The organism is Psychrobacter sp. DD43 (assembly GCF_904846555.1).
GTDB lineage: Bacteria > Pseudomonadota > Gammaproteobacteria > Pseudomonadales > Moraxellaceae > Psychrobacter > Psychrobacter cryohalolentis.
In genome coordinates, this window is sequence record NZ_CAJHBE010000026.1 from 18,074 (window position 1) to 33,505 (window position 15,432).

Consider the following 15,432-nt stretch of genomic DNA (forward strand, 5'->3'; position numbering starts at 1 on the left):
GGCAGCGGCTTTTTTTAAATGATTTTAATATAGATATAAATAGAAGGGATACAGCAAAAAAATGGGGCGACTGATGGGACTCGAACCCACGACAACCGAGATCACAACCCGGGGCTCTACCAACTGAGCTACAACCGCCATAACTGTTGCCAAAATTCGGCAATATATGCAGGCTAAATGGTGCGCCTGGCAGGATTCGAACCTGCGGCCACCTCCTTAGAAGGGAGATGCTCTATCCAACTGAGCTACAGGCGCTCTTAGAAGACTTTTACATATTTTGGTCCGCTTGATATACAAGAAACCAAACCATTATACATAAAAAAAAGCCTGTAAGGCTCTTAAATAGATGGTCGGAGTGATAGGATTCGAACCTACGACCCTCTGGTCCCAAACCAGATGCGCTACCAAACTGCGCCACACTCCGAAATTCTCTATTAACACGATAGTTTGTTGATTAACTGGTTGTTGGCAATGCCACTAACTGGCTAACGTTCCTTGCTATCGAGGTGCACATATTAAGGGGAAACGCCGATGGTGTCAACACCTATTTTTAATTAATTTGAAATAACTGCTAAATTATTTAAAAAAGGCTTATTTCTTATAAACTGAGCGTCGACAACAAGCGCTACTCAACATAGTGCCTCATGAGCTAAGCGCATATTATACTAAATCTTATATCGGAAGCAAGTCAGTGTTTATCATACCTGTAAGCACATTAAAAGGTATCAGCCATAACTGAGCATAGGGTGCATTTTCACTATTGTATATGTCCTGAGTATCTTGCTTTAGTACAACCGCTCGTCTTTGATTGTCTTGTACTGGATATACCAGCCAGACTTGCTCTGCTTGATACGCCTGCGCATAGCTGCTCAGTTGGTAAGCGTCGCTGGCACTAATGGCGCTGGCATGCGCTAAAGGCTTCCATTTAATATCGATCACGTGACTATATTGACCTGCTTGCTTTTCTGATGATGGATTTGCTCCTAAATTCTTTATTGGTAAAGCATCATCATGCTTCTCTTTATTTTTAGTATTCGAACGCATCTGGCGATAAATCAATAAATCAGGGCGAATAGACAAACACGCCTGCCCTTCTGCATCATTAAGCCAAACACGCTGCGCTTGGAATAATGGTTTATAGTCGTCGCTTAATTGCTGAAAAGACAAAGCAATACGCTGGCTTGCCCATTGCTCAAACGCTTGATTCATATCTATCAGTAAGCATAAGCGTGGCGGTGTAGACCTACTACCAAATGGTTTTGGTGCATTAATACTATGACCGATTTCCATATTTGATTGACTAAGCAGCCAATAAGCGAAATCTACCAGTTGCTGAGCGGCTTGTAATTGCTTTACTTGCAGCGGCTGAATAGCAAGCTCACGCTTTGCTTGAAGGTATATCGACTCTAGCTGGCGTATTTCATGCTGATGTAGGACAGACACTTGTTGCCACGGCTGTAAATGCAAAAGCAGATTTGATTGAGACAACAAAGGCATCAGCAGCGTTAATGCGCTCTTAATGACTCGATTGCCTAGCATGTCTTGGCTCAGCATACTGCGCTCACAAACGAATTTATGTGGCTGCATACTGTTATGACTTAATTGCTCTTTTATGATTAAGCGACCTTGCAGTGCTGTTTGATTATGGATTTGGGTTTGATACTGTTTCGTTGGTTGATAATTCGTTAAACGCTGCAAAAGCTGCATACTGAGCCAATCTGATAAAGGCAATGTGGTGACTGGCAGCGCTGTCAACTGGCGGCTGAATTGCCCAAAATTTTTGCTGTGAGGCGATTTGTTATAGTTACTATTCATTAGGTCTGACAGCATATTTTGTACCCAGTGACGGGTTTGTAAAATATCCGTATCTACTGGCGATTCATTTGACTGATATGGCTGCTTAATAGAGTTGCTAGCAGTGTTTGCGATAAATTTTGGCAGTATCTCAAGAGTCATGCCACTAGGCAGTACAATAACGCCAATATAATGTCCAACCTTGAGTTGCCACTGTCCTTGCTTGCGTTTAATACTAAATACTGACAGCTCTTGGGTTATCAGCCACTGAAAATCAGAGTCGTACAAGAAATTAGACGCTATTAAACGCTGATGTTCAAATACCGTCATGATATTCATTTCAGAGCTTTGAGTTTGTTTATCCTTATTTACCACCGATTAACATCCTCATGGATATAAGCGCTGATAGACGGCAAGCTGGGTGAACTTGCCAGTATTGGCAATAAGGTCAGTATTAATTGCATAACTGCCGGCATTTATAGATTGAGTAAAATAGGATTGCTGTCCTGCAAACATGGAGTTTTGAGAAGCTATACCATTCTCGCTAGCCATTTGAGTGGACATACCGTTATGTATTAACGTTTGACTATCATGAATAAATTGCGCCGATATTGGCTGCTGTTCATCTCTAAAAATATATTGTAGGACAGCCACTTGCCCACCAGCTGCTTGGGCTAATTGTGGAATAATTTGCTCAGTAAGTGCCATTTGTAACTGCTCAAGACTATGCACGGAGAATAAAAATGCATGACCCATTTGCGCCTCAATCCCTAACGTTTGGCTAATACGATGATTTAAACCCGTTAATACTTTGGCTACATTGATGGACTCCGCTTCGTCGACTATTTCTAATCCTTTATTGAGGTTGATAATCGGTAATAGCTCAGGCTGCGGCGGACAGTTAATAAAGCGAAAACGACGACGCAGTGCCATATCTAGTGGCGCTAACGAATGATCTTGGGTATTCATGGTGGCATAGATATCAACATTGGCAGGCACGCTAAACGCTCGCCCAGAGTATGCCAAACTTACTGTCATCGCATTGGGCGTACCCGCTCGTTTATCAGGTTCAATAAGGCTAAGCAATTCACCAAAAACCCGTGAGACGTTGGCACGATTAATCTCGTCAATCAGCATCGCATAACGCTGCTGAGGATTATCTGACGCGCGCTGACAGAGCTTTAAAAAGGTGCCATCAGTAATGGCGTAGCTCATTTGAGATGAGCTGTTATTCGACTGATTAGACGCTGCCATTACTGGGCGAATGCCCTCGACAAACTCTTCATAGCCATATGCTTGATGGAAACTGACCATACTAAAGCGCTGCTGGCTAAAGCTCTCATTTTGGCTAGCACTATTATCATACTGCGCCTGCTGAAATTCTGACAATTGCTCTGACAATTCGCTTAATAGCATCAGGCTGTCAGGCAGTAAATACCACGCACCGCTAGGGTCTTTATCAAAGTACGCTTGGCTGGCTCTATTTTTATACGCAACCGTCTGTGAGCTGGTTGGACTGTGCATTTGCAATACAGACCACGCTGTATTACTTAAATTTTTCTCACGTGCGTTTTGTAATGCTTTGGCGATAAAAAACTCATGATTGACGATTTCAGGTACTTTTACTAAATCCTGTTTTTGCGATTGAAAATCTAAAAATATTAAACACACCACATCACGCCAGTTCAATTCTTGCAATAACTGCTTGAGTAAATCCTCATTATTGGCTCTAGGCAGATAGTCCGTATATTCTTTAGCAATTTGGAGCAATCGGTAGGTTTTACCGGTACCCGCGACGCCCGTATAAATAATATTGGTTGGCTTATCATCACATATATCAGGCATAACATTATCCAGCAAAAAAGTATAAAAAAGCGCTAGCATTTTATCATTACAGTTGCTCGCTCTACAGGGTATCAGTGCTTAAATTACTAACGCCTAAGATGCCGTTACGTCACTGTTATTTTGTAAGCGCAGCAGTACATGGTAATAATAGTAGCGACTGAGCAGTTAATGTACCATAACTAAAATAGCTGCTAGCATAAAGCCTATTCGGTGACTCATTTATAACATGAGCCTTTTAACCCTAGTATCATTAGCATTGTAAATCCCACTTAAATGAGGAATATTGTATGTCAGGATTATTAAAAAAACTCCCGATCAAACGGACCAATAAACTGCCAGCCAAAGTCTCTGAGAACACAAAACCTGCAGTCGAAAAAACCAATAGCACGCTTAAACCAATCAGCAATCAATTTACCAAACTGTTATCTATCACCAAATATTTACCTGCTGGTGCACGTTCGAGCATTTTATCGAAAGCATTTGGTAAGGTAGTACCTTATGTGGGCACAACGGGTATCTACTATGAAACGGTCGAGCCAAACCAAGTGGTGGTCAGTTTAAATAATACCAAAGCGGTGCAAAACCATATCGGCTCCGTGCATGCAGTTGCCATTACTTTACTTGCTGAAACGGCAACGGGATTCATTTTAGGCTTAAACTTACCTGCTGATCGTGTACTATTGATTAAGTCTTATTCGGTGAATTTCTATCGACCGATTAAAAAAGGACAAATGGCTGCCATCGCAAGCTTATCTGATGAGCAGCGTTTAGATATTTTAAATACTCCGAAAGGCGAAATGATTATTCCATGTGTCATTCATGACCGTGAGTCGGACAGTGATCGCGACCCAATCGTAGTCGAGATGACATGGGCTTGGATACCCAAGTCCGAGTTAGAAGCGCGTCGTCAAGGCAAAGCTAATGAAAAGTCGGCAGAGGCTGATACTGAGTCTCATACCAAAGTAGTAGAAACAGACGCAAAAGTAGAAACTAAGTAAGACAATCAATCAGCTGATAATGATGAGGCTGTTTAAGATAACTAATATATTAAGAATACGTAAAGTAGTGCGCTATCCATTTTAAAGCATTTTTATAGCGCACTTCGTATAGCAGTGATTTATAAACTTATAATAAGGAGACAATGATGTCCAAAATGATTTCTAAAGCTACTTCTAAAACAGCGCTTACTAATTTATCCAAGGCTTTTCTCATCAGTATCTGTACATTAGGATTTACCGTTAGTGCCACTGCTGCACCCGAGAAAACTTCAACTCATACACATCATGCAGCAACTATCACTAAGTCTAGCCCTGTATTTTTAGGTGACGGCGGCAATTATCCTTTCTCAGAAGCAGTCCGTGTCGGCGATACTTTGTATATGTCTGGTCAGATTGGCTTTAAATATGGCAAGCTGGTCAAAGGCGGTGTTAAAGCCGAAGCCAAACAAGCACTGGATAATATCAATACCACGTTATTAAAATATGGTTACCAAAAGTCAGATATCGTTAAGTGTATGGTGATGCTCACCGATATGGACGATTTTAATGACTTCAATAAAATCTATAAAGCTGAACTGGCAAAGCCTTATCCCGTCCGTTCAGCTTTTGGTGTCGCAGAGCTAGCGGCAGGTGCCAGCGTTGAAGTTGAATGTATCGCTGTCAAATAAAAATTTCTCTAAAAATATTACTCTAAACAATCAAAGCGTCCTCAAGTAGGGCGCTTTCTTTGGTCACGCGTAGCACTTCTTCTAATGTCGTACGTCCCGCGATTACCTTACGCAAACCATCAGCACGAATCGATGGTGTCTTTTGGCGGGCGTAATCTTCTAGCTCATACTCGGCGGTATTGCTATGAATCATGCGTCGCAGCGCATCATCAACGGGCACCACTTCATATATCGCTGTTCGCCCTTTAAAGCCTGATTGGTTACACTTATCGCAGCCGACTGCTCTAGGTAGCTTAATATCTTTATCTGTCAGATTATCAGCAGCATTGTTAGTTGCAATATTGTCAGACATTGATTGAATACCAATCTCAGTAAACAATTTGGCTTGTTCAGGGTCAGCTATTTGCCAATCATGACAATGTGTACATAACGTACGTACCAAACGCTGGGCGACCACGCCTATCAATGATGATGATAATAAAAACGGCTCAACGCCCATATCTTGCAAGCGCGTAACCGCTCCAATAGCGGTATTGGTATGTAGGGTTGATAAGACCAAATGCCCTGTTAAAGACGCTTGTACAGCGATTTCTGCTGTCTCTAAATCGCGAATTTCACCCACCATGACCACGTCTGGGTCTTGACGCAACATTGCACGCAAGCTCTTAGCAAAGGTCATATCGACTTTATTATTGACCTGCGTTTGCCCAATACCATCGAGCTGGAACTCGATCGGATCTTCAGCGGTCAAGATATTACGGGTTTGATCATTTAAATCAGTCAATGCCGAATATAGCGTGGTGGTTTTACCCGAGCCTGTCGGTCCTGTCACTAATATAATGCCATGCGGACGATGGATTAAGCGCTTAAGCTCACTATAATCATTATCAGATAGCCCCAAATAAGTCATATTCAAGCGACCTGCTTGCTTGTCTAGTAAGCGCATGACCACACGCTCACCAAAACTTGACGGCAATGTCGATACCCGCACATCAACCTCGCGCCCCGCTAAGCGCAAGCTAATACGCCCATCTTGCGGCACGCGCTTTTCAGCGATATCCAGTTTTGCCATCACTTTAATACGCGATACTAATAACGGCGCTAATTGACGTTTTGGTGTGATGATTTCTTTAAGCTCACCATCGACGCGGAAGCGAACGACCAAGCGTTTTTCAAAGGTTTCAATATGGATATCTGAGGCGTTTAGACGTATCGCTTCGGACAACAATGCATTAATCAGACGAATGATAGGCGCATCGTCTTGTTGGTCCATCAAATCTTCAGTTTCAGGCACGCTATCTGCCAAGCTATCAAGATCAGGATGGTCTTCAAGGCCAGCGGCGATATGCTGTGACTCGCCAGTGTTACCTGCATAAGCGGCATTCATGCGTTTCTCAAAATCTTCCGAGCTGACACTTTCATATATTGGCACACCGCGTATGCCTTGCTGCTGTAAAAATCGCACCGCTTCATTGATTGCTGAAAGCGGCGTCACCTTGGTCAATAGCAATGTCGGTGGCAGCTCAGGATCAATGGCTAGAATAACCAAAATTTGATGGCGTTTTGCAAAACTGTACGGCAGTTGCATCATAAAAAACGACCTAATAGATAAAGAAAAACTCAGAAAAAAACTTGTATCAAAGCATGGTAAATGTATTATTCTTAACTGGCTCAACTCAAAAAGACTGCAAGTAAGATTGCATGATTTTGTTATAATAGCATTTTGTTTTACTCGCCATTAGGATTTTCAGTTATGTCAGATAACACTAGCACTGCCACTCAATCGACACCCCTTTTGCAAGATACTTTTACGGTAGGCAGTCGTACTTTTTCTTCTCGATTATTGGTCGGTACGGGTAAGTATAAAGATATGACTGAAACGGGTGCCGCCATCGGCGCGTCAGCAGCAGAGATAGTGACGGTCGCTATTCGTCGTACCAATATCGGTCAAAATAGCAATGAGCCCAATTTGCTTGATGTCATTTCACCAGATAAATACACTATTTTGCCAAATACAGCGGGTTGTTTTGATGCAGAAACGGCGATTCGTACTTGTAAGCTTGCTCGCGAGCTATTAGGCGGGCATAATCTGGTTAAGCTTGAAGTATTAGGGGACGAAAAAACCTTATACCCTAATGTGATGGAAACACTCAAAGCGGCAAAAGTGTTGATTGATGACGGTTTTGAGGTCATGGTATATACCTCGGACGACCCTATCGTTGCTCAAGAATTAGAGAGTATGGGCTGCGTGGCAATTATGCCACTTGGTAGTCTGATTGGCTCTGGTCTTGGTTTGCTCAATCGCCATACATTAAGCTTGATTATTGAAAATGCGAAAGTACCCGTATTGGTTGATGCTGGTGTCGGTACAGCTTCTGATGCCGCGATTGCCATGGAACTTGGCTGTGATGGCGTACTAATGAATTCAGCCATTGCCAATGCGCAAAATCCTGTGATGATGGCTCAAGCAATGAAGCATGCGGTATGGGCAGGTCGTCAGGCTTTCTTGGCGGGTCGTATGCCGATGCGCAAAATGGCAACTGCCAGCTCACCACAGACGGGATACTTTTTTCAGTAGTATTAAAGGTTAGGTGATTATATTTTTCATTATAAAAGGATTTATTATGCGACTTCTTACAGCAGTCGACCAGTTGTTTTTACTTCTTGAGTCGCGTAAACAACCCATGCATGTTGGAGGTCTATTTTTATTTGAATTACCAGAGGATGCCGATATCAGTTTTGTTCATCAGCTTGTAAAGCAGATGCAAGACTCTGATGTACCTCCAACGTTTCCGTTCAACCAAGTACTTGAGCATATGGTATTTTGGAAAAAAGACAAAAATTTTGATGTTGAGCACCACTTGCATCATGTCGCCCTACCCAAGCCCGCCCGTGTGCGTGAACTTTTGATGTATGTTTCAAGAGAGCATGGTCGTCTATTGGACCGTGCTATGCCCCTGTGGGAATGCCATGTGATTGAAGGCATTCAGCCAGAGAGCGAAGGTAGCCCAGAGCGCTTTGCGCTGTATTTCAAAATCCATCACTCGCTGGTTGATGGCATCGCTGCCATGCGTTTGGTCAAAAAATCCTTGTCACAATCGCCCAATGAGCCGGTTACTTTGCCTATTTGGTCATTAATGGCACGCCATCGCAATCAGATCGATGCTATCTTGCCCAAAGAGCGCTCCGCTTTACGCATCCTAAAAGAGCAAGTATCTACCATTAAGCCTGTGTTCACAGAATTACTGGATAATTTTAAAAATTATAATGACGACAGCTATGTCAGTACCTTTGATGCGCCGAGAAGTATTCTAAACAGACGCATCTCAGCATCGAGGCGCATAGCGGCACAATCTTATGATATTAAGCGCTTCAATGATATTGCTGAGCGTATTAATATTAGCAAAAACGATGTAGTACTAGCCGTTTGTGCTGGTGCTATCCGGCGTTATTTGATTTCGATGGATGCACTACCTAGCAAGCCTCTGATTGCGTTCGTGCCCATGTCTTTACGAACTGACGATAGTGTCGCGGGCAATCAGCTGTCATTTGTCCTTGCCAATCTGGGTACTCATCTGGATGATCCATTGAGTAGAATCAAGCTAATTCATCGCAGTATGAACAATGGAAAACGCCGTTTTAGACGTATGAATCAAGCGCAAGTTATTAACTACAGTGTGGTGTCTTATGCATGGGAAGGGATTAATCTGGCGACTGGTTTGTTTCCTAAAAAACAAGCCTTTAACCTGATTATCTCAAATGTGCCAGGCTCCGAAAAATCATTGTATTGGAATGGTGCGCGCCTACAATCTTTGTACCCTGCCTCGATTGTCTTCAACGGGCAAGCGATGAATATTACGCTGGCAAGTTATTTGGATAAGATTGAATTTGGTATTACTGCCTGTAGCAAGGTCTTACCTCATGTGCAAGATATGCTGATGCTGATAGAAGAAGAGTTGCAGCTGCTTGAAAAGGTTAGTAAAGAGCTTGAATTCAATGGTATTACAGTTGAAGATAAAAGTGGCTATAAAGATAATGGTAAAACAAAAAAGCTGGCTCCGTAACGGAACCAGCTTTTTGTTTGTCATACTTAGCTATCTAAAAGGGGACGATTAAAGCGCATCGCCCCATGCTGGCACAACCACTTGCATCAAAGGTTTTAGCAGTTTTATATTACAAGCAAAGATAGAGCCTGATGTCATCGAATTGTGTGCGCCGGTATGATCAACGACCACGCCACGTGCTTCGGTGACAATAAGCTCGCCTGCTGCGATATCCCAAGGCTTGATTGACATCTCAAAGTAGCCATCAAAGCGACCAGCAGCCACATAACATAAATCAAGAGCAGCTGAGCCTAAACGACGGATTTGACCGCCCGCTTCAGTGATTTTTTGTAGGCTTTCGTAGTGCTCTTTGGCATATGAGATAACTTCGCCATTGCGCTTACGCTCAAGAGGATGCCCAGTAGTAAATAAACCACCATCGATCGTTTTACGCTCACTCACACTGATACGGCGTTGGTTTAAACGCGCGCCTTTACCACGGCTAGCAGAGAACATCTCATCACGGACAGGATCATAGATAACACCATGCTGAGTCACACCTTTATGCTGTACGGCAATAGACACACAGAACTGTGGTACGCCATGAACGAAGTTTTTAGTGCCATCTAGTGGATCGATAATCCAGCACCAGTCAGCATCTTCGCCGCGACCTTCCTGCATACCAAACTCTTCACCCAAATACGAATGATTTGGATAGCTGGCTTTTAGCGTCTCAATCGTCAGCTCTTCACTAAAGCGATCAATACGAGTAACCAGACCATCTAGTCCTTTTGACTCGATATCCAACTCAATTTTGTGGCGGTTTTGATGCGCGTACAAAATTTCTTTACCGACTTTTTCAGCAGCACGCGCTGCGATGACGACCATGGGTTCCATACAATAACCTGCTTGTTTGATAAATGGATATTACTAGATAAATATTAATTTATAAGTACCAATCGATAGATACTTATTAATAAAAAAAATATGTAAAGTAAGAGATACTTATAGCACCAACACTACTTATAAAATCAATGAAAAATAAAGCCACATAGCAAACCACAATATTTGGTTGCTATTAGTCGCACCGCTCAAATTGTCAAATAGTTCACACCTACGGCAAGCAGGCGATATCTTGGCACAAAAATACAGCTTTATTTTTTACACAGCTATTTTATCAACTTTTTACGGACTATGGGTATTTATTATTTTTATAATGTAGCAGATAGATGATTAATCGTCTTTTAAACCTTAAGCCACATCAGTTAAGATAATAAGTTTTGGAGCTGATTGAACACACCTTCCACATCTAGACCACAATCTGCTAGCTGTTCTGCTTGAGAGCCATGCGCTACAAACCGATCAGGGATACCTATATTGCAGATAGCTGGACGATGGATTTTAAAAGCAGCCGATTCATTTAATAAATATTCATTGACCGCACTACCCGCGCCGCCCATGATCATATGCTCTTCTAAAGTCGCTATATGAGTAACACCTTGCTCAATTAGAGTTTCAATTAAGTTTGTATCTAAAGGCTTCACCCAACGCATATTGACCACATGCAGCTGACAGCTTGATGCTGATAAAGGGTATTTCGCAATCATTCCTGCGGCTTTCTGAGCCGTTTCGACCATCGTACCAAATGCCAATAATGCCAGTTTCTTGGGTGCATCGTCTGTACCAAGTACCGACTCTATAACCGCTTCACCAATATTATAAATTTGCGCAGGCTGCGTAATAGTTGCGCCAGTGCCAACACCGCGCGGATAGCGCACTGCGGTACAACCTTGGTATTCATAACAAGTATTGAGCAAATGATAGCATTCGTTTTCATCTTTTGGCGCTGCAATCAGCATATTGGGCACGCAGCGTAAAAAGGCAAAATCAAACACCCCTGCATGCGTAGCACCATCTTCACCAACTAGACCGGCGCGATCAATGGCAAACATCACATCAAGGTTTTGCAAAGCAACATCATGAATAAGCTGATCATACCCACGCTGTAAAAACGTCGAGTAAATCGCCACAATCGGCTTTACACCTTGTGTTGCCATGCCACCCGCCAACGTCACAGCGTGTTGCTCAGCAATCGCTACATCAAAGAAACGCTCTGGAAATTGACGAGCAAACTCAATCATCCCTGAGCCTTCTTCCATCGCTGGGGTAATGGCGAGCAGCTTCTTATCTTGTGCCGCTTTGTCACATAAAAACTGTCCAAATACTTGCGAGTACTTTAAGGAAGGTTTAATCGCTGCTTTTTCAGTTTTTGGTGCGTTATCTTCAGCAGGTAAGCTACTAATAGCATGATAGCCGACTGGGTCTAATTCAGCAGGCGCAAAGCCTTTACCTTTGGTAGTATAAATATGGACCAGAACTGGACCTTTGACTTGCTTGGCAAGCGACAATACACGTAGCAGCTCAGGAATATTATGACCATCAAAAGGACCAAAATAGGTAAAGCCTATCGCCTTAAATAGATTGTCTTCTAATTGCGGTACATCGCGCTGCTCTTTATGACGCTTACGTCGGTCAAAGGCTTGCATATCAGGGCGTTGACATAATATTGGCTCGCCTGCATCAGAGATATCAACTTGATACCCTGACTCCCAAAGCATTGCTAAATGCCGTGAAAAGCCACCGATCGAGCAGGATATAGACATGTCATTGTCATTCAAAATCACCATCAAATCAGCGTCTTGTTGCACCGCGTCATTCATCGCTTCAAACGCCATGCCACCTGTCATCGCCCCATCGCCGATAATACAGGCAACCGTCTGCGCGCGCCCTTGATAGCGTAGCGCTAAGCTCATGCCTAAACCGGCTGAGATGGACGTTGATGAATGCCCAACCCCAAAGGTATCATAGACAGATTCGGCACGTTCGGGAAAAGCCGTTAAGCCAGTTTTAGAGCGGATAGTGCCTAACTGATCACGGCGACCTGTCATTACTTTGTGCGCATACGCTTGATGACCCACATCCCAAACGATCTGATCTTGCGGGGTGTCTAGCAAATAATGTAGCGCAATAGTCAATTCAATCACGCCTAAATTGGCACCGAAATGACCGCCGCTTTGACCTGCTGAATACAATACAAACAACCTTAGCTCATCGGCTAAAGTAATCAGCTCAGCACTACTAAAATTCTTGAGATCAGCAGGACTATCCACACTGTCGAGCAATGGCGTCTGTGGACGCTCACGTGGAATCACTGCATACGTTTGTTGCAGTTTTGATAGCGGTACAGCAGAATCAACAGCTGACGCAGATAATGACTGAGACTGTGGGGAATGAGGTGACTGCTGCATAAAACGTACGATACCTACCAATCTGCTGACCAGATGCTACCTTAGACAAGGTCTAGCAATAGCAATAGTCTAAGTGGCGTTAATAATAGCCATGCCATCATTTGTATCATTGCTAATACAAGGGATGGCATCGACTATACAATTAGTGATACAGCTTTTATCGCTGCAATAACCCAAAATACGCTATTTGATATAAAGATAATAACGTTCAATGACAACCCTAAAGACTGCTCTAATAGCTGCCTCAAAGGTCATAATAATGGCTATTATGCCTTATTATTTTGTATCCATACCGGACGTTAGTGACGACATAGTAATGTAAGGGCAAAGACTTGTCACTGTATCCGTCAAAATAGTATGGCATAATAGCATTTATTTTTAATTGTCGCTTTAATCATCGTGCGTCGTCTGTGAACTTTGTGTGTTTTTATAATTTGTGGTTTTTATAATAAATATAATTAGCATACTATCTTGCAAACCCGCTAGCTTACAAGAACTTAGCTATTATAATAAAGCTATGTCAGACAGTTAGCGCCACGATGATCAGCTTATGCAGGGCATTAATGTCATATCAATTTATTACTAGCGCCAAATTGCCTACTCGTCACGGCGAGTTTGATATTCATATCTTTGAAAATGATGAGGGTCAAGAGCATGTGATGCTGACGGTAGGTCTACCTGTGTTTGATCAAACGGATATTGCCGACAGCATCTTAAATCAAAAAGATGATGCTTTATCAGAACGCTCTATTCCGTTAATAAGAATTCATTCTGAGTGCTTAACTGGTGACGCTTTTAGCTCTTTAAAATGTGATTGCGGACCACAGCTAAATACCGCTATGGATGCGATACAAAAAACGGGCTGCGGGGCGATTTTATATCTGCGTCAAGAAGGACGCGGCATCGGTCTGACCAATAAAATCCGCGCTTACGCCTTACAAGATCAAGGTCACGACACTCTAGATGCCAACCTTATGTTGGGGTTGCCTGCTGATGCGCGTATCTATGATATGTGTGGACCCATGCTTGCTCATGTAGGCGTTGATGCTGTGCGCCTTATCACCAATAATCCTAGTAAAGTCGCTTACTTGACCGAGCATGGTATCGATGTCATTGAGCGGGTGCCATTAGTCGTTGGGGTGAATGATATGAATGCTGAATATCTAGCGACCAAGCGCGATCGTATGGGTCATCTATTAGACACAGATTTCAATACCACCCTACACCTTAATAAATAGCAAATAATCAGATATTTTATGAGCATTCCAAATATAGATAACGATATCAATGTGTCGGCCACCAATGCAACAACAACACCAAGCCATCATGACATCATGCGCGTGCGTGAGTTTCTAGTCGATTTGCAAGCGCGTATCTGCCAAGCTCTAGAAGCGCAAGAAAGTGATGGCTGCACTGGTGCGCAGAAAGCCGCTACCTTTGTCCCTGACGATTGGGAGCGCCCTGAAGGTGGCGGTGGTCGTTCGTGCGTATTGGCAGACGGTGAAGTGATAGAAAAAGCCGGCGTTATGTTTAGTCATATACACGTCCAAAACCTGCCTGCTTCAGCAACTGCGCGTCATCCTGACATTGCTGGTCGTAAAGCACAGGCAATGGGCGTATCTCTTGTTGTGCACCCCAAAAACCCTCACGTTCCCACTAGTCATGCCAATGTACGCTTGTTTATTGCCGAAGCAGAAGGCAAAGACCCTATTTGGTGGTTTGGCGGCGGTTTTGATTTAACGCCATTTTATCCTGTGCTTGCTGACTGCGTGCATTGGCATCAAGTCTGTCATGACCTCTGTGCACCTTTTGGCGATAGTATTTATCCTGATTTCAAGCAATGGTGCGACGAGTATTTCCATTTACGTCATCGTGATGAGCAGCGCGGTATCGGCGGCTTGTTTTATGATGACGTCAATACTGAAAGTCGCGGTTGGGATTTTGAAACCTGCTTTAAATTTATGCAAGCGGTCGGTAATGGCTACCTTGAAGGTATTCTGCCAATTTTTGAGCAGCGTAAAAATGTGCCCTATACTGAAGCAGAGCGTGAATTTCAGCTCTATCGCCGAGGTCGCTATGTTGAATACAACCTCGTTTATGACCGCGGCACTCTATTTGGTCTACAAAGTAATGGGCGTATTGAATCTATCTTAGTCAGTATGCCGCCGCTTGCCAGTTGGCACTATCGCTTTGAACCAGATCAGGGCACGCCTGAGTTTGAGTTGACTGACTTCTACCTAAAACCGCGTGATTGGTTGACTTTATAATCGGGATTGGCATAATATAGTGAGTTCAGTATTAAAGCGATACAGTAGGACTGGGATGAATTTTACGCAGCCTCTGTCGGCGTAGGCACAGCACGCCAGAAAAATTTATACTAGTACTGCGTTGGAACATAACGTATCTGTTTTATTTGGAATTGACTATAACTTACTAGTATTTATTGGTTTTGATATAAATCATTTTATTGTTAAAAAGGTCAGCTAATTATGCTGACCTTTTTTATTTTAAATAAAGCATTATTCAAAATAAGTAATAATAATTTTTAGGACGGCAATTTATATAGTCAGTCTTGAATAAAAGAAATACAAAAATTATAAGGTACTACTGGTATCAATTTTTCTTGCTTACCGTGCCTACGCAGACAGAGGCTGCGAATAATTACTCCCAGTAGCACTGTATTCTTTTAAAATTGTATCTATAGTCAATCTTAGATAAAACCGATACAATGTTTATAATCAATTCATTTAGTGAAATAAACCGTGACCTATTCAAT

Annotated in this window: 11 protein-coding genes and 3 tRNA genes; 6 read left to right on the top strand and 8 right to left on the bottom strand. The window is 42.8% G+C overall.

Annotated elements, in window-relative coordinates; translation table 11 throughout:
- Positions 1-62 precede the first annotated feature (62 nt).
- The 5 genes from JMX89_RS11950 to JMX89_RS11970 form a co-directional block, all read right to left on the bottom strand.
- Positions 63-138 (bottom strand) — tRNA-His (locus tag JMX89_RS11950).
- Between the two features lie 40 nt (positions 139-178).
- Positions 179-255, bottom strand: a tRNA-Arg gene (locus JMX89_RS11955).
- Between the two features lie 92 nt (positions 256-347).
- Positions 348-424, bottom strand: a tRNA-Pro gene (locus JMX89_RS11960).
- A 248-nt stretch (positions 425-672) separates the two neighbouring features.
- Positions 673-2,124: an McrC family protein gene (locus JMX89_RS11965; protein WP_227673091.1), complete on the bottom strand. Its 1,452-nt coding sequence runs from the start codon at positions 2,122-2,124 to the stop codon at positions 673-675.
- Between the two features lie 57 nt (positions 2,125-2,181).
- Positions 2,182-3,639 carry an McrB family protein gene (locus tag JMX89_RS11970; protein WP_227673092.1) on the bottom strand — a complete coding sequence of 486 codons (1,458 nt, stop codon included), beginning with the start codon at positions 3,637-3,639 and terminating at the stop codon, positions 2,182-2,184.
- A 287-nt stretch (positions 3,640-3,926) separates the two neighbouring features.
- On the opposite strand from JMX89_RS11970, the gene JMX89_RS11975 reads away from it, so the two are divergent.
- Both JMX89_RS11975 and JMX89_RS11980 read left to right on the top strand, forming a co-directional pair.
- The gene (locus JMX89_RS11975) at positions 3,927-4,637 is read left to right on the top strand and encodes a DUF4442 domain-containing protein (RefSeq protein WP_201551677.1); all 711 of its coding nucleotides are present in this window, start codon (positions 3,927-3,929) and stop codon (positions 4,635-4,637) included.
- A gap of 146 nt (positions 4,638-4,783) precedes the next feature.
- Positions 4,784-5,305 carry a RidA family protein gene (locus tag JMX89_RS11980; RefSeq protein ID WP_201551679.1) on the top strand — a complete coding sequence of 174 codons (522 nt, stop codon included), beginning with the start codon at positions 4,784-4,786 and terminating at the stop codon, positions 5,303-5,305.
- Positions 5,306-5,327: 22 nt separating this feature from the next.
- On the opposite strand, the gene gspE is transcribed toward JMX89_RS11980, so the two are convergent.
- Positions 5,328-6,896 (bottom strand): type II secretion system ATPase GspE, encoded by a 1,569-nt coding sequence (gene gspE / locus JMX89_RS11985; protein WP_201551681.1) that lies wholly within the window; start codon positions 6,894-6,896, stop codon positions 5,328-5,330.
- Positions 6,897-7,058: 162 nt separating this feature from the next.
- On the opposite strand from gspE, the gene JMX89_RS11990 reads away from it, so the two are divergent.
- Both JMX89_RS11990 and JMX89_RS11995 read left to right on the top strand, forming a co-directional pair.
- Positions 7,059-7,883 carry a thiazole synthase gene (locus tag JMX89_RS11990; RefSeq protein ID WP_011512620.1) on the top strand — a complete coding sequence of 275 codons (825 nt, stop codon included), beginning with the start codon at positions 7,059-7,061 and terminating at the stop codon, positions 7,881-7,883.
- A gap of 46 nt (positions 7,884-7,929) precedes the next feature.
- Positions 7,930-9,369 (top strand): WS/DGAT/MGAT family O-acyltransferase, encoded by a 1,440-nt coding sequence (locus JMX89_RS11995; RefSeq protein ID WP_133103850.1) that lies wholly within the window; start codon positions 7,930-7,932, stop codon positions 9,367-9,369.
- A 48-nt stretch (positions 9,370-9,417) separates the two neighbouring features.
- On the opposite strand, the gene JMX89_RS12000 is transcribed toward JMX89_RS11995, so the two are convergent.
- Positions 9,418-10,245 (bottom strand): inositol monophosphatase family protein, encoded by an 828-nt coding sequence (locus tag JMX89_RS12000; protein ID WP_011512618.1) that lies wholly within the window; start codon positions 10,243-10,245, stop codon positions 9,418-9,420.
- Positions 10,246-10,613: 368 nt separating this feature from the next.
- The gene (gene dxs / locus JMX89_RS12005; RefSeq protein WP_227673093.1) at positions 10,614-12,656 is read right to left on the bottom strand and encodes a 1-deoxy-D-xylulose-5-phosphate synthase; all 2,043 of its coding nucleotides are present in this window, start codon (positions 12,654-12,656) and stop codon (positions 10,614-10,616) included.
- 563 nt (positions 12,657-13,219) lie between these two features.
- Between dxs and ribA the strand changes: the two genes are divergently transcribed.
- On the top strand, positions 13,220-13,894 hold the full coding sequence (gene ribA, locus JMX89_RS12010) for a GTP cyclohydrolase II (RefSeq protein WP_201532300.1): 675 nt from the start codon (positions 13,220-13,222) through the stop codon (positions 13,892-13,894).
- A gap of 18 nt (positions 13,895-13,912) precedes the next feature.
- Positions 13,913-14,923 (top strand): oxygen-dependent coproporphyrinogen oxidase, encoded by a 1,011-nt coding sequence (gene hemF, locus JMX89_RS12015; protein ID WP_201532299.1) that lies wholly within the window; start codon positions 13,913-13,915, stop codon positions 14,921-14,923.
- The last annotated feature ends 509 nt before the right edge of the window (positions 14,924-15,432 follow it).